We start from the raw sequence: 22,054 nt of genomic DNA, 5'->3' as shown, positions 1-22,054 counted from the left end.
CAGCTTTCTCGAAAACGGAGACCGAAATGGGTTATCAACAGGGTCTGAGCGGCCTCGCCGGCGCATCGAACGCGCTCGACGTGATCGGCAACAACATCGCCAACGCGAACACGGTCGGCTTCAAGTCGAGCACCGCGCAGTTCTCCGACATGTACGCGAACTCGATCGCGACGTCGGTCAACACGCAGATCGGGATCGGGACGGCGCTCTCGTCGGTGCAGCAGCAGTTCGGCCAGGGCACGATCAACACGACGAACTCGTCGCTCGACGTCGCGATCAACGGCAACGGCTTCTTCCAGATGTCGAACAACGGCGTGACGACGTACTCGCGCGACGGCACGTTCCAGCGCGACAAGAACGGCTACATCGTCAACGCGCAGGGCCTGAACCTGATGGGCTACCTGGCCGACAAGAACGGCGTGGTGAACACCGCGCAGACCGTGCCGCTGCAGGCGCCGACGACCAACATCTCGCCGACCGCCACGACCAAGATCACCGGCCAGTTCAACCTGAACTCGCAGGACAAGGTGCCGACCAAGACGCCGTTCGACGCGACCGACACCTCGACGTACAACTATTCGACGTCGGTGCAGGTGTACGACTCGCTCGGCGGCTCGCAGGCGGTCAACATGTACTTCGTGAAGTCGGCGGCGGGCACGTGGGAAGCGTACGCGGGCGTGCAGGGCGGCGCCACGACCGACCTCGGCACGGTCACGTTCGATTCGTCGGGCGCGATCAAGAGCACGACGACGGGCACGCCGGCCGTGCCGACCACGTCGGTCGGCCAGTTCCAGTTCACCGTGCCGACCACCGACGGCTCGACCACGCCGCAGCCGCTCACGCTCGACCTGACCGGCACCACGCAATTCGGCGGCAAGGACGGCGTGAACAACCTCGCGCAGAACGGCTACGCGAGCGGCACGCTGACGACCTTCTCGATCGGCGCGGACGGCAAGCTGACCGGCAACTACTCGAACGGCCAGACGGCGGTGCTCGGGCAGATCGCCATCGCGAACTTCAACAACCCGAACGGCCTCGTCAACCTCGGCGGCAACCAGTACGCGGAAACGGCCGCGTCGGGCGTGCCGCAGATCTCGGCGCCGGGCAGCACCAACCACGGCACGCTGCAGGGCAGCGCGCTCGAGAACTCGAACGTCGACCTGACGTCGCAGCTCGTCAACCTGATCACCGCGCAGCGCAACTACCAGGCAAACGCGCAGACGATCAAGACGCAGCAGACCGTCGACCAGACGCTCATCAACCTGTAACGCGCGGATAACCGGCAGCCATGGACCGACTGATCTACACGGCGATGACGGGCGCGTCGCAGTCGCTCGACCAGCAGGCGATCGTCGCGAACAACCTCGCGAACGCGTCGACGACGGGTTTTCGCGCGCAGCTCGCGACCTACCGCGCGGTGCCGATGAATTTCGGCGACGGCAGCACGAGCGATCCGACGACGACGCGCACCTACGTGCTCGCGTCGACGCCCGGCGCGGACTACGCGCCGGGTCCGATCACGCGCACCGGCAACCCGCTCGACGTCGCCGTGCAGGGCGCCGGCTGGCTGGCGGTGCAGACGGCCGACGGCAGCGAGGCGTACACGCGCGCCGGCAACCTGCACGTCGATGAAAACGGCCAGCTCGTCAACGCGAGCAACCTGCCGGTGATCGGCAACGGCGGCCCGATTTCGGTGCCGCCGAACGCGGAAGTGACGATCGGCAAGGACGGCACGGTGTCCGCGCTGATGCCGGGCGACCCGCCGACGGCGGTCGCGATCGTCGACCAGATGAAGCTCGTGAACCCCGATCCGGCCACGCTTTCGCGCGGCAACGACGGGCTGTTCCGCACCGCCGACGGCAATCCGGCCGACAGCGACCCGAGCGTGGTCGTCACGCCGAATTCGCTCGAAGGCAGCAACGTGAATCCGGTGACCGCGATGGTCGCGATGATCGACAACGCACGGGCGTTCCAGCTGCAGTCGAAGCTGATCCAGACGGCCGACCAGAACGAGCAGTCGGCGAACCAGCTGCTCAACTTCAGCTGAGCGGCACGGCCCTCGCTACCAGGAGAAGATTCAACATGAACCGTTCGCTCTACATTGCCGCCACCGGCATGAATGCGCAGCAGGCGCAGATGGACGTGATCTCGAACAACCTCGCGAACACCAGCACGAACGGCTTCAAGGCGTCGCGCGCGGTGTTCGAGGATCTGCTGTACCAGACCATCCGCCAGCCGGGCGCGAACTCGACGCAGCAGACCGAGCTGCCGTCGGGCCTGCAGCTCGGCACCGGCGTGCAGCAGGTCGCGACCGAGCGCCTGTACACGCAGGGCGGCCTCACGCAGACCGGCAACTCGAAGGACGTCGCGATCAACGGCGCGGGCTTCTTCCAGGTGCTGATGCCGGACGGCACGAACGCGTACACGCGCGACGGCTCGTTCCAGACCAACGCGCAGGGCCAGCTCGTCACGTCGAGCGGCTACCAGATCCTGCCGGCGATCACCGTGCCGCAGAACGCGCAGTCGCTGACGATCGGCAAGGACGGCGTCGTGTCGGTCACGCAGCCGGGCTCGAGCAACGCGGTGCAGATCGGCTCGCTGCAGATCGCCACCTTCATCAACCCGGCCGGCCTCGAGGCGAAGGGCGAGAACCTGTTCGCCGAAACCACGTCGTCGGGCGCGCCGAACGTGGCGCAACCGGGCCTGAACGGCGCGGGCGTGCTCAACCAGGGCTACGTCGAGGCGTCGAACGTGAACGTCGTGCAGGAGCTCGTCAACATGATTCAGACGCAGCGTGCGTACGAGATCAACAGCAAGGCCGTGACGACGTCCGACCAGATGCTGCAGACCGTCACGCAGATGAAGAGCTAACCGGAAAGTCCAGTCGTCGCCATGAAGCAGGTTCGCCTCCTCCCGTCAGCCCCCGTGCGCGCCGTGTGCGTGCTCGCGGTGGCCGCGCTCGCCGGCTGCGCGCAGATTCCGCGCGATCCGATCATCCAGCAGCCGATGACGGCGCAGCCGCCGATGCCGATGTCGATGCAGGCGCCCGGCTCGATCTACAACCCGGGCTACGCGGGCCGGCCGCTGTTCGAAGACCAGCGGCCGCGCAACATCGGCGACATCCTGACGATCATGATCGCGGAGAACATCAACGCGACCAAGTCGTCGGGGGCGAACACCAACCGGCAGGGCAACACCGACTTCAGCGTGCCGACGGCCGGCTTCCTCGGCGGGCTGTTCGCGAAGGCGAACATGTCGGCGGCCGGCGCCAACAAGTTCGCGGCGACGGGCGGCGCGAGTGCGGCGAACACGTTCAACGGCACGATCACCGTGACCGTCACCAACGTGCTGCCGAACGGCAACCTCGTCGTCAGCGGCGAGAAGCAGATGCTGATCAACCAGGGCAACGAGTTCGTGCGCTTCTCGGGGGTCGTCAACCCGAACACGATCTCGGGCGCGAACTCGGTCTACTCGACGCAGGTCGCCGACGCGAAGATCGAATACTCGTCGAAGGGCTATATCAACGAAGCCGAGACGATGGGCTGGCTGCAGCGCTTCTTCCTCAACATCGCACCGTGGTGATGACGATGCCGCAGCCTCTTTTCCATCGACTGTCATTCCGCGCGCAGGCCGTCGCGCGGATCGCCGCCACGCTCGTGCTGGCGGCCTGCGCGTTCGGCGCGGCCGGCGCGCACGCGGAACGCCTGAAGGATCTCGCGCAGATCCAGGGCGTGCGCGACAACCCGCTGATCGGCTATGGCCTCGTCGTCGGTCTCGACGGCACGGGCGACCAGACGATGCAGACGCCGTTCACGACGCAGACGCTCGCGAACATGCTCGCGAACCTCGGCATCTCGATCAACAACGGGTCGGCCAACGGCGGCCCGTCGTCGTTGAGCAACATGCAGCTGAAGAACGTCGCGGCCGTGATGGTGACCGCCACGCTGCCGCCGTTCGCGCGGCCGGGCGAGGCGCTCGACGTGACCGTGTCGTCGCTCGGCAACGCGAAGAGCCTGCGCGGCGGCACGCTGCTGCTCACGCCGCTCAAAGGCGCGGACGGGCAGGTGTACGCGCTCGCGCAGGGCAACATGGCGGTCGGCGGCGCGGGCGCGAGCGCGAACGGCAGCCGCGTCCAGGTGAACCAGCTCGCGGCCGGCCGGATCGTCGGCGGTGCGATCGTCGAGCGCGCGGTGCCGAACGCGATCGCGCAGATGAACGGCGTGCTGCAGCTGCAACTGAACGACATGGACTACGGCACCGCGCAGCGGATCGTGTCCGCGGTCAATTCGAGCTTCGGCCCGGGCACCGCGACGGCGCTCGACGGCCGCACGATCCAGCTCGCCGCGCCGGCGGATTCCGCGCAGCAGGTCGCGTTCATGGCGCGCCTGCAGAACCTCGACGTGAGCCCGGACAAGGCCGCCGCGAAGGTCATCCTGAACGCGCGCACCGGCTCGATCGTGATGAACCAGATGGTGACGCTGCAAAGCTGCGCGGTCGCGCACGGCAACCTGTCGGTGGTCGTCAACACGCAGCCGGTGGTGTCGCAGCCGGGGCCGTTCTCGAACGGGCAGACGGTGGTCGCGCAGCAGTCGCAGATCCAGCTGAAGCAGGACAACGGGGCGCTCAAGATGGTGACGGCCGGCGCGAACCTCGCCGACGTCGTGAAGGCGCTGAACTCGCTCGGCGCGACGCCGGCGGACCTGATGTCGATCCTGCAGGCGATGAAGGCGGCCGGCGCGTTGCGCGCCGACCTGGAGGTGATCTAAATGGCAGCCAACCTTCCCGACGCGAACGATCTCACCCAGCGCTTTGCCCTCGACGTGCAGGGCTTCGACGCGCTGCGCGCGCAGGCGAGGCAGTCGCCGCAGGCCGGCGCGAAGGCGGTCGCGGGCCAGTTCGACGCGATGTTCACGCAGATGATGCTCAAGAGCATGCGCGACGCGACGCCCGACGGCGGGCTGCTCGATTCGCACACGTCGAAGATGTACACGTCGATGCTCGACCAGCAGCTCGCGCAGCAGATGTCGAAGCGCGGGATCGGCGTCGCCGACGCGCTGATGAAGCAGCTGATGCGCAACGCGGGGCAGGGCAGCGGCACGGCGGCCGACGCCGGCGCGGCCGGGCTCGGCGCGGCGGGCCTGGGCGCGGCCGGCGCCGGCACGTCGGGCAACGAAGGCAGCCTCGCCGCGATGAATGCGATGGCGCGGGCGTATGCGAACGCGGCGAACAACGGTGGACTCGCCGGCGCGCGCGGCTACTCGGCCGGCAGCGCGCTCACGCCGCCGTTGAAGGGCGCGAGCGGCGTGCAGGACGCCGACGCGTTCGTCGACCGGCTCGCCGCGCCGGCGCAGGCGGCGAGCGCGAGCACCGGCATTCCGGCGCGCTTCATCGTCGGCCAGGCCGCGCTCGAATCGGGCTGGGGCAAGCGCGAGATCCGCGCGAGCGACGGCTCGACGAGCTACAACGTGTTCGGCATCAAGGCGAACAAGGGCTGGACGGGCCGCACGGTGTCGGCGCTGACGACCGAGTACGTGAACGGCACGCCGCGGCGCGTCGTCGCGAAGTTCCGCGCGTACGATTCGTACGAGCATGCGATGACCGACTATGCGAACCTGCTGAAGAACAACCCGCGCTACGCGGGCGTGCTGAGCGCGAGCCGCAGCGTCGAGGGTTTCGCGCACGGGATGCAGAAGGCCGGCTACGCGACCGACCCGAATTACGCGAAGAAGCTGATCTCGATCATGCAGCAGATCGGCTGACGGCAGCCCCCGTTCCGCCCCTCTCGGACCGCGCCCGGCACCCCGCCGCGCGCGGTTTTCAACGTTTGCGCGAAAAATATCGGCAATTCGATCTAAACTTTCGGGGAGCACTGCCGCTAAGTGTGTGAGACCTGCTACCGGGCCCTGTTCTGGCCCGGTTTTACTGCGCACCGTTCGTCCGGGCGCCCTGACAAGAAAACCGGCTAGCCATGAATATCGAAACGTCGACCGATCCGAGCCTGGATGCGGGCCATTCCGGGCCTGACTACGCCCGCCGCAATCCGCTGGAGATCGGCGTGCAGTTGCGCAATCTCGTGAATCGCGGCGACTTCCTGACCGTCCAGTACCCGGGCGGCCAGCTCGTCACGCGCCTGCTCGAGGTCGACGTCGGCGCGCGCACGTTCACGTTCGACTGGGGCGCGCTGTCCGAGCAGAATGCCAGCATCCTCGCCGCGTCGCACTGCACGTTCTCGGCCGCGCCGGAGGGCGTGCGCGTCGAATTCACCACGAACACGCCGCGCGAGACGCGCTACGAGGGGCTGCCCGCGTTCGTCGCCGATTTCCCCGACGTGCTGATGTGCATCCAGCGCCGCGAGTACTTCCGCGTCGATGCGCCGATCGTCGATCCGTTCCTGTGCCGCGGCACGCTGCCGGACGGCGAGAGCTTCGTGTTCGAGGTGCATAACCTGTCGCTCGGCGGCGTCGGCTTGCGCACGGCCGACGAGCGCGTCGAGGCGCTCGAGGTCGGCACGCTGCTGCCGGACGTCGAGCTCGAGCTGACCGGCCACGGCAAGCTGTCGCTCGAGCTGCGCCTCGTGTCGCAGCGTTCGACGCAGATGCCGAACGGTTCACGGCGCTACCAGCTCGGCTTTCGCTTCATGTCGCTGCCGGGCAGCGCGGAGAACACGCTGCAGCGCCTGATCACGCAGCTCGAGATGAAGCGCCGCTCGCTCGCGCGGGCCTGACGCACCCCCTCGCGGCCCCGCTCGGGGCCGCCTTCGCAGCGGCGCCGGCAGCGCGCGCCGCGGCCCTCGACCGGCGACGCGCGAGTGCGCGCCGCGCGTGCATTTTTTCCTCAATTTTTCCGATCCGCGGCCGTTATACCGGGAGTCACGCAACCCGGCGGCCGCAGCGCGGCCGGCTCATCAGGATCGCGCATGTCCAACACACTCATGAACCTCGGCGTCAGCGGCCTCAATGCCGCGCTCTGGGGCCTCACGACGACCGGTCAGAACATCAGCAACGCCGCGACGCCCGGCTATTCGGTCGAGCGCCCCGTCTATGCCGAGGCAAGCGGCCAGTACACGTCGAGCGGCTACATGCCGCAGGGCGTGAACACCGTCACCGTGCAGCGGCAGTACAGCCAGTACCTGAGCGACCAGCTGAACAGCGCGCAGTCGCAGGGCGGCGCGCTGTCGACGTGGTATTCGCTCGTCGCGCAGCTGAACAACTACGTCGGTAGCCCGACGGCCGGCATCTCGACCGCGATCACCGGCTATTTCACCGGGCTGCAGAACGTCGCGAACAATGCGTCCGATCCGTCGGTGCGGCAGACCGCCATCAGCAACGCGCAGGTGCTCGCCGATCAACTCAAGGCGGCCGGCCAGCAGTACGACGCGCTGCGCCAGAGCGTGAACACGCAGCTCACCAGCACCGTGTCGCAGATCAACACGTACACGTCGCAGATCGCGCAACTGAACCAGCAGATCGCGGCGGCGAGTAGCCAGGGTCAGCCGCCCAACCAGCTGATGGACCAGCGCGACCTCGCGGTGTCGAACCTGTCGAGCCTCGCCGGCGTGCAGGTCGTGCGCAACGACAGCGGCTACAGCGTGTTCCTCGCGGGCGGCCAGCCGCTCGTCGTCGCCGACAAGAGCTACCAGCTCGCGACGGTCACGTCGCCGTCCGATCCGAGCGAGCTGACCGTCGTGTCGCAAGGCATCGCCGGCGCGAACCCGCCGGGCCCGAACCAGGCGCTGCCGGATACGTCGCTGTCGGGCGGCACGCTCGGCGGCCTGCTCGCGTTCCGCAGCCAGACGCTCGACCCCGCGCAGGCGCAGCTCGGCGCGCTCGCGACCAGCTTCGCCGCGCAGGTCAACGGGCAGAACGCGCTCGGCATCGACCTGTCGGGCAAGCCGGGCGGCAACCTGTTCACGGTCGCGAACCCGGCCGTCTATTCGAACCAGGGCAATACCGGCACCGCGTCGCTGTCCGTCTCGTTCGCCAACGCAGCGCAGCCGACGACGAGCGACTACACGCTGTCGTACGACGGCACCAACTACACGCTGACCGATCGCGCGAGCGGATCGGTGGTCGGCCAGTCGACGTCGATGCCAGCTTCGATCGGCGGGCTGGCCTTTTCGTTCGCGTCCGGCTCGATGAATGCCGGCGACCAGTTCACCGTGCTGCCGACGCGCGGCGCGCTGAACGGCTTCGGCCTCGCGACGACGAGCGGTTCGGCGATCGCGGCCGCGTCGCCGGTGGTCGCGGCGGCGTCGAGCACCAACCTCGGCACGGGCAAGATCGCGCAGGGCGCGGTGAGCGCCGGCTACCAGGTCCCGACCACGCCGACCAAGCTCACCTACGACGCGGCGTCGAAGTCGCTGTCGGGCTTCCAGGCCGGCACCACGGTGACGATCGCGGGCACGCCGCCCACCTCGGTGACGATCACGAGCCCGACCGACAGCGTGCCGTACGACGCGACGGCCGGCGCGAAGCTGACGATCACGAGCACCACGCAGCCGGCGCCGGCGGGCGTGATGAACGGCGTGACCGTCACGCTGTCCGGGGCGCCGTCGGACGGCGACTCCTTCACGATCGGGCCGTACGCGGGCGGCACGAGCGACGGCTCCAACGCGCTCGCGCTGTCGCAGCTCGTCACCGCGAAGTCGCTCGGCGGCGGCACGACGACGCTGACCGGCGCGTATGCGAAGTACGTGAACGCCATCGGCAACACGGCGAGCCAGCTGAAGTCGTCGAGCGCCGCGCAGACCTCGCTGGTCGGCCAGATCACGACCGCGCAGCAGTCGGTGTCGGGCGTGAACCAGAACGAGGAAGCGGCGAACCTGATGCAGTACCAGCAGCTTTACCAGGCGAACGCGAAGGTGATCCAGACGGCGGCGACGCTGTTCCAGACCGTGCTCGGCCTGTTCAACTGACCGGATTCGAGGAATAGAAGCGATGCGAATTTCCAGCGCCCAGTTCTTTCAGCTGAACGTTTCCCAGATGAACGATCAGCAGGCGCAGCTCGCGCAGCTGTACCAGCAGATCGCGAGCGGCGTGAGCCTGCAGACGCCGGCCGACAACCCGGTCGGCGCGGCGCAGGCCGTGCAGCTGTCGATGACGTCGGCGACGCTGTCGCAATACGCGACCAACCAGACCGCGGCGCTCGCGTCGCTGCAGGCCGAGGATCAGGCGCTGCAGAGCGTGAGCGGCGTGCTGACCGGCGTGCAGACGCTCGTCGTGCGTGCCGGCGACGGCTCGCTGGCCGACAGCGACCGCTCGGCGCTCGCGACGCAGCTGCAAGGCTATCGCGACCAACTGATGACGCTCGCGAACTCGAACGACGGGGCCGGCAACTACCTGTTCGCCGGCCTGAACAATTCGTCGGCGCCGTTTACCAGCAGCCCGAACGGCAGCGTCAGCTACGTCGGCGACTCGGGCACGCGCCAGGTGCAGATCGGCGATTCGAGCAGCGTGGCGCAGGGCGACACCGGTTCGGCGGTGTTCATGTCGGTGCCGTCGCTCGGCAGCGCACCGGTGCCGTCGGCCGGCGCCGCCAACACGGGCACCGGCACGATCACCGCGGTGACGGTCACGACCCCGTCGGCCGCGACCAACGGCCATCAGTTCTCGATCGCGTTCGGCGGCACGCCCGCCGCGCCGACCTACACGGTGACCGACAACTCGGCCAAGCCGCCGACCACCACGCCCGCGCAGGCGTACACGGCGGGCGCGTCGATCGCGCTCGGCGGCGGGATGACGGTGGCGGTGTCGGGCACGCCGGCCGCCGGCGACACGTTCGCCGTGACGCCGGGCCCGCAGGCGAGCGGCGGCGCGGACATATTCTCGACGCTCGACTCGATGATCTCGGCGCTGAAGACGCCCGTGACCGGCAACCCGGTTGCCGCCGCGGCGCTGTCGAACGCGCTGATGACGGGCTCGATCAAGGTCGGCAACACGATGCGCAACGTGACGACGATCCAGGCGTCGGTCGGCGGGCGCGAGCAGGAGGTCAAGGCGATGCAGGCCGTCAACCAGACCGCGTCGCTGCAGACCACCAGCAACCTGACCGACCTGACCAGCACCAACATGACGACGACGATCAGCCAGTATCTGCAGGTGCAGAACGCGCTGACCGGCGCGCAGAAGGCGTACGTGCAGCTGCAGAACCTGTCGCTGTTCCAGTACATCAATCCGTGATGTCCGCGGCGCCCGCTGCGATGTGAGCGCCCGCTTACGTCGCGCGGTGCGCCGGGCGGTCGCTGCTGGCCACGGCTCACGGCTCACGGCTTACGGCCCACGGCCCACGGCCCACGGCCCACGGCTGCGGCCGGCCGGCGCGTGCGATCGCGCCGGGCCCATTGGCCGCTTCTCCCGGCGCGGCCGTCGCACCGGCGGTTCGCGCTTGCCAGCCCCATTTCCGCTCCGTAAACTCGCGCCAGATTCCAGACCGGCGCACCGTCCGCAGCCGGCGTTCGACAGGAGCCCTTTTCCCCATGTCCGATTCCTACTTCCCGCGCTGGCGGGTGCAATCGCCCGGCGCGGCGCGCGTGGTCGGCCCCGACGAACGCCTCGCGTGGCCGCAGATGGTCGCGATGGGCGTGCAGCACGTCGTCGCGATGTTCGGCTCGACCGTGCTCGCGCCGCTGCTGATGGGCTTCGACCCGAACCTGTGCATCTTCATGTCGGGCATCGGCACGCTGCTGTTCTTCGTGCTGGTCGGCGGCCGCGTGCCGAGCTACCTCGGCTCGAGCTTCGCGTTCATCGGCCTCGTGATCGCGGTGACCGGCTACGGCGGCAGCGGCCCGAACCCGAACATCGCGGTCGCGCTCGGCGGGATCGTCGCGTGCGGCGTCGTGTACGTCGCGCTCGGCGCGCTGGTGCAGGCGATCGGCACGCGCTGGATCGAGACGCTGATGCCACCCGTCGTCACAGGCGCGGTGGTCGCGGTGATCGGGCTGAACCTCGCGCCGATCGCGGTCAAGGGCGTGTCGGCCTCGACGTTCGACTCGGTGATGGCGCTCGTCACGGTGCTGTGCGTGGGCGGCGTCGCGGTGTTCGCGCGCGGGATGATGCAGCGCCTGCTGATCCTCGTCGGGCTCATGATCGCGTACGCGCTCTACGCGATCGCGACCAACGCGATGGGCCTCGGCAAGCCGATCGATTTCTCGATCGTCGCGCATGCCGCGTGGTTCGGCGTGCCGGCTTTCCGGGCGCCCGTCTTCGATCCGCACGCGATGCTGATGCTCGCGCCGGTCGCGGTGATCCTCGTCGCCGAGAACCTCGGGCACATCAAGGCCGTCAGCGCGATGACGGGGCACAACCTCGACCGCTACGTCGGCCGCGCGTTCATCGGCGACGGGCTCGCGACGATCGTGTCGGGCAGCGTCGGCGGCACGGGCGTGACCACCTACGCGGAGAACATCGGCGTGATGGCCGTCACGCGAATCTATTCGACGCTGGTGTTCGCGGTCGCCGCGCTGATCGCGATCGGACTGGGCTTCTCGCCGAAGTTCGGCGCGGTGATCCAGACGATTCCGGGCCCGGTGCTCGGCGGCGTGTCGATCGTCGTGTTCGGGCTGATCGCGGTGACGGGCGCGCGGATCTGGGTCGTCAACAAGGTCGACTTCTCCGACAACCGCAACCTGATCGTCGCGGCCGTCACGCTGGTGCTCGGCGCCGGCGACTTCTCGCTGAAGATCGGCGGCTTCGGGCTCGGCGGGATCGGCACCGCGACGTTCGGCGCGATCATCCTGTACGCGATCCTGCGCAAGGAAAAGGAACCGGGGCCGGTGGTTTGATCTGATTTGGGTGCGGGCGGTGCAATGCCGCCCGGCGGTGCGTCCTCACGCGCCGGTGTTCGACTGCGCCTGCAGCCACGCACAGAACTGCGCGACGAGCGGATCCTCCGCCGGCGCGCGCGGCGCGATCCACCAATAGCTGCGCGTCGCGATGCGCGGCCCGTCGAGCGGCATCACCAGGCGCCCGCTCGCGAGTTCGTCGTCGATCAGCGGCAGTGGGCCGAGCGCGACGCCCAGCCCGTCGACGGCCGCCTGCAGCGCCAGGTAGAAGTGGTCGAACGACTGCCGCTTGCGACCCTTCGGCGTCACGCCGGCCGCCGCGAACCAGTCGCGCCAGCCTTCCGGCCGCGTATCCGAATGCAGCAGCACGTGCCGGGCGAGATCGTCCGCGCGGGTGATCGGCGCGCGCTTGAGCAGCGCGGGGCTGCAGACGGGAATCACGCTTTCGTCGAGGAAGTGGCCGCTCGTGCAGTTCGGCCAGTGGCCGGGGCCGCGGCGGATCGCGACGTCGAAGCCGTCGAGCGCGTCGAGCGGCGCGTTCGACGTGGACAGCTTCAGCTCGACGTTCGGCACGTCGCGCTGGAACCGCGACAGGCGCGGCAGCAGCCATTTCATCGCGAAGGTCGGCAGCGCATTGATGCGCAGCACGCGCGCGGCACCGGTGTTGCGCAACTGCTCGGTGGCGAGCGCGATGCTGTCGAACGCGGCGCGCACGGTGTCCAGATAGCGGCGGCCTTCATCGGTGAGCCTCACGCGCTTGCCGTAGCGATGGAACACCGGCTTGCCGAGCCACGCCTCGAAGCCGGCGATCTGCCGGCTGATGGCACCGTGAGTCACATGTAGCTCGTCGCCCGCGGCGCTGAAGCTTTCGTGTCGGGCCGCGGCTTCAAAGGCCCGAAGCGCGGAAAAGGGCGGGAGATCGCGTGCCATGCTTGTGATTCTAGATCACAAGGGCGCGTCGATAAAATCGTTTTGCCGGCATTCCGAACGGCGGTAATCTCGGGGCACGTTTGATGAGGAGCCCCATGCAATCCGTTTCCCCGCCGCCCGCGGCGCCCGCGCGCCGCATCGGCCTCGCCGAGTTGTTCACCGGCTTCCTCTCGCTCGGCCTGATGTCGTTCGGCGGCGCGCTGCCGTTCGCGCGGCGCACGATCGTCGACGAGCGCAAATGGCTGTCCGCCGACGAATTCACCGATCTGCTCGGCCTGTGCCAGTTCCTGCCGGGCGGCAACGTGATCAACCTGTCGGTCGCCGTCGGCATGCGCTTTCGCGGCGTCGCGGGCGCGTTCGCCGGCATTCTCGGGCTGATCGCGGGCCCGACGCTCGTGGTCGTCGCGCTCGGCGTGCTGTATGCGAAGACGCAGGGCGATCCGCGCGTGCAGCATCTATTCGGCGGGCTCGCCGCCGCGGCCGCGGGCCTGCTCGTCGCGATGGCCGTGAAGGTCGCGAAACCGTTGCTGCGCGCGCCGCGCACGGCGGCAGGCATCGCGGCGCTCGCATTCGTCGCGATCGCGGTGCTGCGCGTTCCGCTGCTGACCACGATGCTGGTGCTGACGCCCGTCAGCATCTGGCTCGCGTCGCGGCGCCGCGATACACCGGCATCGCAACGCAGCGCCGCCCGCGACGGAGGCCGCTCATGAACGACACGCTGATCGCGATCGCGACGATCTTCAGCCAGCTGTCGCTGCTCGCATTTGGCGGCGGCAACACGATCCTGCCGGAGATGCAGCGGCAGGTGGTCGACGTCCATCACTGGATGAGCGCGCACGAGTTCACCGCGCTGTTCGCGCTCGCGCAGGCCGCACCCGGGCCGAACATGATGATCGTGTCGCTGGTCGGCTGGCACGTGGCCGGCTGGGCCGGGCTGCTGGTCGCGTCGATCGCGAAGTTCGGGCCGTCCTCGATCGTCACGGTGCTCGCGCTGCATGCGTGGGAGCGCTTTCGCGACCGGCCGTGGCGCCGCTACGTGCAGCAGGGGCTGATGCCGGTCACGGCCGGGCTCGTCGCGGCCAGCGCGGTGCTGATCTCGGAAGCGTCGAACCGCACCGCGATCCAGTGGGGCATCACCGCCGCATGCGCGGTGCTCGCGTGGCGCACGCGCATTCATCCGCTGTGGCTGCTCGCGGCCGGCGCGCTGATCGGGCTCACCGGCATCGGTCAGTGAGCGGGAGCCGATCGGCGGTGGCCGAGCGATGCCGGGCGTGACCGCACGCTACGGCGATGCCGGCCGGTCGCCGTTCACGAGGCCAAGCAGCCGGCCGCGCTCGCCGCCGACGTCCTCCGTCGCGGCCGGCCAGTCCATCACGTAACCAGCGTCGAGCGCGTCGCGCATGATCGCGTCGTAGTCGGCCTTGCCGAGCCTGCCGCGGCCGCGCATCGCATCGGCCACCTCGCGCTTCAGCTTCGGCGTGAACGACGGATAGGCCGCCACCAGCGCCGCATACTGGCGCGCATCGACTTCGCCCGATTCGCGGTTGAACGCCCAGACGGCCACCAGCACGATCGCGAAGAACGGGATCACGGTGTAGCGCAGGAAGAACTTCGCGGGTGTCATGGCGTGCGGTGGCGTGTCGAGAGGGCAGCGGGTCGGAGTGAAGCGGGGCGCGGGAGGCGGCAAGGTAGCCGACGAACGCGGCCGGTATACTCGGCCGGTTTTCCGGCACCGACAACCGCGATGGCGGTATGCGCAGCCTGCGCGCGCCCGACGCCGACCCATTATATTGGCGCGGCCGCACGGAAGCCGCGACGTCCGGCGCCCGTCGCCGGAACCGATGAATCAGGCGCCGCCCGCCTCGCCTCGTGCGGCCGGACGGCGCGCCCCACGGGAGGATCGATGGATCTCGACGGCGCCAGCCGCAACCTCACCGTCGCCGCACTGCTCACGCTGTCCGGCGGCTACCTCGACGCATACACGTACGTCGGTCACGGCCACGTGTTCGCGAACACGATGACCGGCAACGTCGCGCTGCTCGGCATCAACGTCTCGGCCGGCGAATGGGCGGAGGCGCTGCATCACGTGCCGCCGCTCGGCGGCTTCGTGGTCGCGGTGTTCGTCGCGCACCTGTTCGGCCTCGCCGCGCAGCGCGGCTGGATGCGCCACACCGCGTTCGTGAGCCTGATCGTCGAGATCGCGTTTCTCGGCCTCGCCGCGAGCGGGCTCGTGGGCGCGTCGAGCGCGTGGCTGATTCCCGGCATCTCGTTCGTCGCGACGCTGCAGACGCTGTCGTTCACCCATCTCGAGGAACTGTCGTACACGTCGGTGATGACGACCGGCAACCTGCGGCGCGCCGCGCAGAAGCTATTCGTCGGGCTGATTCCGCGCTACGACGTGCTCGCGCTGCACGACTCGGCGCTGCTCGCGACGATCAGCTTCTGTTTCCTGGCCGGCGCGGTGATCGGCGGCCTCGTGACGCGGCTCGTGCCGGACGTCGCGCTGTGGGGCGCGGTGCTGCTGCTCGTCGGCGCGTTCGCGGAGATCGTGCGGCGGGCGCGGCGGCGCGCGGGCGGTGGGGAGAGCGGCGCTGGCGGCAACGGCAGCAACGGTGGCAACATCAGCAACGTTAGCGCCGGCAGCAACGTCAGCAACGGCAGCAACGGCGGCAACGGCGGCAACGGCAGCAACGGCAGCAACGGCAGCAACGGCAGCAACGGCAGCAACGGCAGCAACGGCAGCAACGGCAGCAACGGCAGCAACAGCAGCAACAGCAACAGCAACAGCAACAGCAACAGCAACAGCAACAGCAACAGCAACAGCAACAGCAGCAATCCCGACGGCGCCACGCCACACGACGCAAACCCCGCGCGGTAAACGTTGCGCCCGGGCGACAAAATCGCGCGCTGCCACGCTTTTCAATTTCTTTCAGCGCGCGCACTCGTCTTATGATTCAGCCCACATCGCGCACGCCATGAGCGTTCCGCGATCGCCACCCGGCCGCGCACGCGGCCGGCCATGAATGGAGACACCTACAAAAAGGGCAAGCTCATGAAGCAGACCACCCGACTCGCAGCTATCGCAGGGGGCGCGGCGCTGGCCTTCGCCAGCCAGTACGCAGCAGCACAAAGCTCGGTCACGCTGTGGGGCGTCGCCGACGCCAGCATCCGTTACCTGACCAACGCAAACGCGAAGAACGATGGCCTGCTGTCGATGGCCAACGGCGCGATCACGAACAGCCGCTTCGGCATCTACGGCACGGAAGACCTCGGCGGCGGCCTGAAGGCCGTGTTCAACCTCGAAAGCGGCGTCAACCTGCAGAACGGCGGATTCGCCGACAGCGGCCGCCTGTTCAACCGCGCAGCGTACGTCGGCCTGCAGAGCCCGTACGGCACGGTGACCCTCGGCCGTCAGAAGACCCCGCTGTTCGACCTGCTCGCGGACACCTACGATCCGCTGACGGTCGGCAACTACCTCGAAAACGCGTGGCTGCCGGTCGCGCTGGGTGGCGGCCTGTATGCGGACAACCAGATCAAGTACACGGGCAAGTTCGCGGGCCTGACCGCGAAGGCGATGTACTCGACGGGCACGAACTACGAATCGACCGGCGCCGGCGGTTTCTCCGGCCAGATCCCGGGCTCGCTCGGCAAGGGCAATGCATGGGGCGTGTCGCTGTCGTACGTGGCGGGCCCGCTGAGCATCGCGGCCGGCGCGCAGCAGAACAGCGACAACTCCGCGCGCAAGCAGACGATCTACCACGCGAACGTCGTATACGCGTTCAGCAAGGCGAAGATCTATGCGGGCTACCTGCGCTCGAAGGACGACACCGGTTTCGTCGACAGCCTGCTCGCGCAGCAGTCGATCCCGGTCGCGAAGGGCACGGGCCGGATCGACGATGGTCCGTTCGCGGGCGTGAGCTGGCAGGTCAGCACGCCGCTGACGCTGACGGGCGCGTTCTACTACGACCACATGCGCAACGCGATGACCACGAACGGCACGCTCGCGAGCGGCAACCGCTACGCGATCGTCGGCATCGCCGAATATGCGCTGAGCAAGCGCACGGAAGTGTACGGCACGGTGGACTTCAACAAGACGAACGGCGCGGCGAACGTCGAGCTGCCGGGTCGCAGCAACCAGACCGGCATCGCGATCGGCCTGCGCAATATCTTCTGACGAAAATCGGAAAAACGCACGCGCCGGCCTCGGCTCGGCGCGCATCGAAGAGGCTCCCGCGGGAGCCTTTTTTTTTCGTCACACGAACTTGCCGCGCGCGCACGATCATTCAGCGATCGCTCCATCGGAAACGACTCGTCCGTAAGGGTTCCGTCGGGAATCCGGAACATACTTTGACAGTGCGCGCGAAGCGTTTCCGCTACGCTGCGTGCAGGGTCGGCCGTGCGCCGCGATGCGCGCGCGGGCGTCGTTCTGCCGCGCGTTTTCGCGTGCGGCCGACCTGGTGCGTAACTTGTGTATCCGGCGATGACAAACACGGTCTGCCGGTTTTTTTCGTGGGACGATGCGCTCACGCTTTTTCTTGAAAGGGGATGACGATGGGTATCCTGAACACCGTCGGTGAAATCGCCGGCGCCGTGGCGGCCGTCGAGGCAGTCGAGAAGCTCGACCCGGATGCGGGCCTGCTGACCAAGGCGGCAGCGGCCATCGCCGGCTTCAAGGGCGCCGAGGCGATCGAAGGCATGCTCGAGAAGAAGGAAGAGCAGCCCCAGCAGGCAGACGATACGCAGGCGACGGACGGCAGCGACACGTCGCAGGCCTGAGCATGGCGGCGGGGCCGCCGCGGGTGCGCCGTTCGCGCGCCCGGGCGGACCGGCGCCGCGCGGCCGGCAGGTCGGGCATGTGGTCGATCGGTGACGCATGGCACACCCGGCAGCTGGTTTGACCGGCGAGAGGCGACGTCTCTCGCCGTTTTTTATGGGGCGCGCGCCACGGCGCCACGTCCCGCACGAATGCCGGAATCTTGCTATCGTGCCGTCATCCGAACTGCTGAACAACGATGAGGGCTTGCGATGGAATTCGACTACGACCTGTTCGTCATCGGGGCCGGCTCCGGCGGCGTGAGGCTCGCCCGGGTGTCGGCGTCATACGGCGCGCGCGTCGGGATAGCGGAAGAGGAGCAGATCGGCGGCACCTGCGTGCTGCGCGGCTGCATCCCGAAGAAGCTGCTCGTCTACGCATCGCATTATCCGCACGAGCTCGAGGACGCGAAGGGCTTCGGCTGGACCTTCGGCGCCGGCACGCTCGACTGGCCCGCGCTGATCGCCGCGAAGGATCGCGAGATCAATCGGCTCAGCGACATCTACATCAACCTGCTGCGACAGTCCGGCGTCGAGATGCACGCGGGGCGCGCGACGCTCGTCGACGCGCATACCGTCGCGATAGGCGATCGCACGATCCGCGCGCGCCACATCGCGATCGCGACCGGCTCGCGCCCGTCGCTGCCGCCGCGGCCCGGCATCGAGCATGCGATCACGTCGCGCGAGGCGCTGTCGCTCGCAAAGCTGCCCGAGCGCATCGCGGTGGTCGGCGGCGGCTATATCGCGGTCGAGTTCGCGGGCATCTTCAACGGCTTCGGCAGCCATGTCGACCTGTTCTATCGCGGCGAGAAGATTCTGCGCGGCTTCGACGACGACGTGCGTCACTTCCTGACCGACGAGATGACCAAGCAGGGCGTCGCGATCCACGCGCGCGCGGTGGTCGAATCGATCGTGCGCGCGGACGACGGCACGCTCGGCGTGCGGGTCGGCGATGCGCAGCACGGGCCGTACGACGCGGTGCTCTATGCGACCGGCCGCGTGCCGAACGTCGAGGGGCTCGGGCTCGAGCGCGCGGGCGTGCTGCTCGACGCGCGCGGCGCGATCGCGGTCGATGCATATTCGGCGACGTCGGTCGAATCGATCCATGCGATCGGCGACGTGACGTCGCGGCCGCAGCTCACGCCGGTCGCGACGCGCGACGGCGCGCTGCTCGCGGCGACGCTGTTCGGCGGGCGCCGCGCGGCGACCGATCATGAATGGGTGCCGTCCGCGGTGTTCAGTCAGCCCGAGGTCGCGACGGTTGGCCTTACCGAGGCGCACGCGCGCGGCGTGTACGGCGAGCTCGACATCTACCGCACGTCGTTCAAGGCGCTGCGCCACACGTTGTCGGGCCGCGACGAGCGCACGCTGATGAAGCTCGTGGTCGCGCGCGACAGCCAGCGCGTGGTCGGCGCGCACATGGTCGGGCGCGACGCGGGCGAGATCATCCAGGGCATCGCGATCGCGATTCGCGCGGGCGCGACGAAGGCGCAGTTCGACGACACGATCGGCATTCACCCGACCGCGGCCGAGGAGTTCGTGACGCTGCGGCAGAAGGTGGCCGATTAGCGGTAACCGGCGCGTGTTGTCGGTGCCGGCTTCGCGTGCGCGTCGCGTATCACGCGCTGCTGTACGGTCCGCATTCGCCGAAGTACGGGACCGACTGAGCGCAAGTCGGCGCGCAGCGCACGGGCATCGTATTCGCCCGTCGCGCCGCCGTCATGCCGACGTGATGCGATTCGATCGAACGGCCGCGCTTATTGCGCGGCCGTTTTCGTTTTGCCTCGGCGTGCGGCGGCGTTCAACGCTTGCACCGCATCCCCGCGGCACGACGCTCAATGCACGCCAAGCGCATCAAGCAGCCGATACCAGCTCATCGCGAGCACCAGCGCCGGCGTGCGCAGCGTCGCGCCGCCGGGGAAGTCGCGATGCCGGATCCTGCCGAACAAATCGAAGCGGCTCGCCTGGCCGTCGATCGCCTCGGCGATCAGCTTGCCCGCGAGCGCGGTCGTGTTCACGCCATGCCCCGAGAAGCCCTGCGCGAAATACATCGTCGGCGCGATACGCCCGAAGTGCGGCGCGCGGTTCATCGTGATGTCGACGAAGCCGCCCCATGCGTAGTCGACCTTCACGTCCGCGAGCTGCGGGAACGTCTTCAGCATGTCCGCGCGCATCGCGTCGGCGAGATTGCGCGGCGGCCGCGTCGAATAGCTGACCTTGCCGCCCCACACGAGCCGCGTGTCGGGCGCCGGCCGGAAATAGTCGAGCACGAAGCGGCTGTCGCAGATCGCCGCGCGCGCGGGCATCAGCGCGGCGGCGCGCGCGTCGCCGAGCGGCTCGGTCGCGATCACGTAGGTGCCGACCGGCATGATCTTTCTCGACAGCGCGGGCGCGAGCGTGCCGACGTAGGTGTTGCAGGCGAGCACGACGAAGCGCGCGCGCACGTGCCCCTGATCCGTTTCGACGACATGACCGCCCGCGACGTCGCGCACGCGCGTCACGCAGCTGTCCTCGTGGATCCGCACGCCGGCGTCGGTCGCCGCGCGCGCGAGCCCGAGCGTGTAGTTGAGCGGATGCAGGTGGCCGCTGTCGGGGTCGTACAGCCCGCCGCGATAGCGCGCCGACTGTACGTAGTCGCCGAGTTCGTCCGCTTCGACGAAATGGAAGCGGTCGTAGCCGAAGCGCTTCGCGGCGTCGTCGCGCCATCGCTTCAGCGCATCGGCGTCGCGCGCGGTGTTCGCGGCGGTCAGGTAGCCGGGCACGAGCGCGCAGTCGATGTCGTGCCGCGCGATGCGCGACTTCACGAGCGACAGCGTTTCGAGCCCCATGTCCCAGATCCGCTTCACGTCGCCTTCCGGCATGAAGTTGGCGAACGTGTCGATGCCGCACGCGAAGCCGCCGATCAGCTGGCCGCCGTTGCGTCCGCTCGCCGCCCATCCGACCCGCGACGCCTCGAGCACGATCACCGAATGGCCGCGCTCGGCGAGGTTGAGCGCGGCGGACAAACCGGTGAGGCCCGCGCCGATCACGCACACGTCGGCGTCGGTCGCGCCGGCGAGCGGCGCATGGCGGGTCGTATCGTTGGCGCTCGCCGCGTAGTACGACGCGACGTGCGGCTGATTGGCGAATGTCTGCATAATCAGGAGAACGGAGAAAGGAGGCTCAGAACAGCTCGCGCACGCGGTGGTACAGCATCCCGAGTTCGAGCGCGGGCTGCCGCCATGCGTCGCCGCCGGGAAAGCGCCGGTGGCGCAGCTGGGCGAACAGGTCGAACGCGCGCGTGTCGCCCGCGATCGCGCCGGCGATCGCGCGCCCGGCGATGCCGGTCAGCGCGACGCCGTGTCCGCTGAAGCCCTGTACGTAGAAGAAGTTCGGATCGAGCGCGCCGAAGTCCGGCGCGCGGTTGCGCGTGACGTCGACGAAGCCGCCCCACGCGTGATCGACGCGCACGTCGGCGAGCTGCGGGAACACGCCGACCATGCGCCGCCGGATCGTTTCGGCGAGCGTGGCTGGCGATGCGCCCGCGGAGTTCGCGCGGCCGCCGAACAGCATCCGGTGGTCGGCCGACAGCCGGAAGTAGTCGAGGAAGAAGTTGTTGTCGCACACGGCTTCGCGCTGCGCGATCAGCGCGTCGGCACGCGCGCGGCCGAGCGGTTCGGTCGCGATGATGGTCGACGCGATCGGCGCGATGCGCGCGGCGGTCGCGGCCGGCAGGATGCCGCCGGGGCCCGCGTTGCAGCACGACACGACGAAGCGGCAGCGCACCTCGCCCGACGGCGTGCGCACGACCGGCCGCGCGCCGCGCACGACCTCGAGCGCGGGCGTATGCGCATGGAGCGCGACGCCTTCGCGGCGTGCGGCATCGGCGAGGCCGAGGCAATACTTGAGCGGATGCAGGTGACCCGACAGCGGATCGTAGACGCCGGCCAGATAGCGGGACGACGCGATGCGCGCGCGGATCTCGCCGGTGTCAAGCCACGACAGCGACGGATGGCCCCAGCGCGAGGTCGCGGCGTCCATCCAGGCGCGCAGGTCGGCGATGCGGCGCGGCTTCGTCGCGACCGTCAGGTAGCCGCGCGTGAAGTCGCAGTCGATTCCGTACCGCGCGATCCGCTCGGCGATCAGCGCGACGCCGTCGAGCGACAGCGACCATGCGGCGCGTGCCCCGGCGGCGCCGAGCTGCCGCTCGATCACCTCGTCTTTCGCGAAACCCGTGATCGCCTGGCCGCCGTTGCGACCCGACGCGCCCCAGCCGGGCCGGTGCGCGTCGAGCACGGCGACCGACTGCCCGCGCGCGCGGCAATCGAGCGCCGTCGACAGGCCCGCGAAGCCCGCGCCGATCACGCACACGTCGACGTCGATTGCGTCCTCCAGCGCGGGATCGTCGACCACCGGCCGCGTGACGGTTGCTTCGTAGTACGAGTCGCGCGCGAGCGCATCGGCGCGGCGGGTGAAAGACTGCGTCATCAAACCGACTCCCTCGAAGACGGCCGGCGCCGGTGCGCGACGCACCGCGATCCGGCCGGGTGAAAC

At 69.0% G+C, this 22,054-nt stretch carries 19 protein-coding genes and 1 pseudogene; 16 read left to right on the top strand and 4 right to left on the bottom strand.

Features of this window, described 5'->3' with window-relative positions; all coding sequences use genetic code 11:
• The first annotated feature begins 26 nt into the window (after positions 1–26).
• The 10 genes from flgE (at position 27) to ACP26O_RS15460 (ending at position 11,779) form a co-directional block, all read left to right on the top strand.
• Positions 27–1,268 (top strand): flagellar hook protein FlgE, encoded by a 1,242-nt coding sequence (flgE, locus tag ACP26O_RS15505; RefSeq protein WP_175665942.1) that lies wholly within the window; start codon positions 27–29, stop codon positions 1,266–1,268.
• A gap of 20 nt (positions 1,269–1,288) precedes the next feature.
• Positions 1,289–2,047, top strand: a complete 759-nt coding sequence (flgF, locus tag ACP26O_RS15500; RefSeq protein ID WP_126228676.1) for a flagellar basal-body rod protein FlgF — start codon at positions 1,289–1,291, stop codon at positions 2,045–2,047.
• Between the two features lie 35 nt (positions 2,048–2,082).
• Complete coding sequence (gene flgG, locus ACP26O_RS15495) at positions 2,083–2,871, top strand: flagellar basal-body rod protein FlgG (protein ID WP_006755141.1); 789 nt, start codon at positions 2,083–2,085, stop codon at positions 2,869–2,871.
• 21 nt (positions 2,872–2,892) lie between these two features.
• Positions 2,893–3,582: a flagellar basal body L-ring protein FlgH gene (flgH, locus tag ACP26O_RS15490; protein WP_126228675.1), complete on the top strand. Its 690-nt coding sequence runs from the start codon at positions 2,893–2,895 to the stop codon at positions 3,580–3,582.
• 5 nt (positions 3,583–3,587) lie between these two features.
• On the top strand, positions 3,588–4,766 hold the full coding sequence (locus ACP26O_RS15485) for a flagellar basal body P-ring protein FlgI (RefSeq protein WP_244099052.1): 1,179 nt from the start codon (positions 3,588–3,590) through the stop codon (positions 4,764–4,766).
• Positions 4,767–5,759, top strand: coding sequence for a flagellar assembly peptidoglycan hydrolase FlgJ (gene flgJ / locus ACP26O_RS15480; protein ID WP_175662031.1), 993 nt, complete (start codon positions 4,767–4,769; stop codon positions 5,757–5,759). It abuts the gene before it with no gap.
• A 209-nt stretch (positions 5,760–5,968) separates the two neighbouring features.
• A complete protein-coding gene (locus ACP26O_RS15475; protein ID WP_105831955.1) occupies positions 5,969–6,724 on the top strand; it encodes a flagellar brake protein in 756 nt (251 codons plus the stop codon).
• A 192-nt stretch (positions 6,725–6,916) separates the two neighbouring features.
• The gene (flgK, locus tag ACP26O_RS15470) at positions 6,917–8,914 is read left to right on the top strand and encodes a flagellar hook-associated protein FlgK (RefSeq protein ID WP_165752159.1); all 1,998 of its coding nucleotides are present in this window, start codon (positions 6,917–6,919) and stop codon (positions 8,912–8,914) included.
• A gap of 22 nt (positions 8,915–8,936) precedes the next feature.
• Entirely contained in the window at positions 8,937–10,178 is a 1,242-nt protein-coding gene (gene flgL / locus ACP26O_RS15465) for a flagellar hook-associated protein FlgL (protein ID WP_011658135.1), read from the top strand.
• A 296-nt stretch (positions 10,179–10,474) separates the two neighbouring features.
• On the top strand, positions 10,475–11,779 hold the full coding sequence (locus tag ACP26O_RS15460) for a solute carrier family 23 protein (protein WP_175665943.1): 1,305 nt from the start codon (positions 10,475–10,477) through the stop codon (positions 11,777–11,779).
• A 45-nt stretch (positions 11,780–11,824) separates the two neighbouring features.
• Here the strand turns inward: ACP26O_RS15460 and ACP26O_RS15455 are convergent, their stop codons facing one another.
• Positions 11,825–12,709, bottom strand: coding sequence for a transcriptional regulator GcvA (locus ACP26O_RS15455; protein ID WP_012364896.1), 885 nt, complete (start codon positions 12,707–12,709; stop codon positions 11,825–11,827).
• Between the two features lie 95 nt (positions 12,710–12,804).
• On the opposite strand from ACP26O_RS15455, the gene ACP26O_RS15450 reads away from it, so the two are divergent.
• The gene (locus ACP26O_RS15450; RefSeq protein ID WP_175665944.1) at positions 12,805–13,419 is read left to right on the top strand and encodes a chromate transporter; all 615 of its coding nucleotides are present in this window, start codon (positions 12,805–12,807) and stop codon (positions 13,417–13,419) included.
• A complete protein-coding gene (locus ACP26O_RS15445; RefSeq protein ID WP_006760173.1) occupies positions 13,416–13,943 on the top strand; it encodes a chromate transporter in 528 nt (175 codons plus the stop codon). The genes ACP26O_RS15450 and ACP26O_RS15445 overlap by 4 nt, the downstream gene beginning before the upstream one ends.
• Positions 13,944–13,991: 48 nt before the next feature.
• On the opposite strand, the gene ACP26O_RS15440 is transcribed toward ACP26O_RS15445, so the two are convergent.
• Complete coding sequence (locus ACP26O_RS15440) at positions 13,992–14,333, bottom strand: hypothetical protein (protein WP_175665945.1); 342 nt, start codon at positions 14,331–14,333, stop codon at positions 13,992–13,994.
• Positions 14,334–14,612: 279 nt separating this feature from the next.
• On the opposite strand from ACP26O_RS15440, the pseudogene ACP26O_RS15435 reads away from it, so the two are divergent.
• The 4 genes and pseudogenes from ACP26O_RS15435 to gor all read left to right on the top strand — a co-directional run.
• Positions 14,613–15,323 (top strand): annotated as a pseudogene (locus tag ACP26O_RS15435) (YoaK family protein); the annotation flags it as partial.
• A gap of 438 nt (positions 15,324–15,761) precedes the next feature.
• Positions 15,762–16,883 (top strand): porin, encoded by a 1,122-nt coding sequence (locus ACP26O_RS15430; protein ID WP_041491407.1) that lies wholly within the window; start codon positions 15,762–15,764, stop codon positions 16,881–16,883.
• A gap of 377 nt (positions 16,884–17,260) precedes the next feature.
• Positions 17,261–17,485 (top strand): hypothetical protein, encoded by a 225-nt coding sequence (locus tag ACP26O_RS15425; RefSeq protein ID WP_011658130.1) that lies wholly within the window; start codon positions 17,261–17,263, stop codon positions 17,483–17,485.
• Positions 17,486–17,734: 249 nt separating this feature from the next.
• Entirely contained in the window at positions 17,735–19,090 is a 1,356-nt protein-coding gene (gene gor, locus ACP26O_RS15420) for a glutathione-disulfide reductase (protein WP_175665946.1), read from the top strand.
• Positions 19,091–19,356: 266 nt separating this feature from the next.
• Here the strand turns inward: gor and ACP26O_RS15415 are convergent, their stop codons facing one another.
• Together ACP26O_RS15415 and ACP26O_RS15410 are read right to left on the bottom strand one after the other, a co-directional pair.
• Positions 19,357–20,658: an NAD(P)/FAD-dependent oxidoreductase gene (locus ACP26O_RS15415; RefSeq protein WP_175665947.1), complete on the bottom strand. Its 1,302-nt coding sequence runs from the start codon at positions 20,656–20,658 to the stop codon at positions 19,357–19,359.
• Between the two features lie 25 nt (positions 20,659–20,683).
• Positions 20,684–21,988, bottom strand: a complete 1,305-nt coding sequence (locus ACP26O_RS15410; protein ID WP_175665948.1) for an NAD(P)/FAD-dependent oxidoreductase — start codon at positions 21,986–21,988, stop codon at positions 20,684–20,686.
• Positions 21,989–22,054 lie beyond the last annotated feature (66 nt).

Source organism: Burkholderia sp. R-40 (assembly GCF_049942845.1).
Lineage (GTDB): Bacteria > Pseudomonadota > Gammaproteobacteria > Burkholderiales > Burkholderiaceae > Burkholderia > Burkholderia ambifaria.
This window is presented reverse-complemented; position numbering and strand designations above follow the sequence as displayed.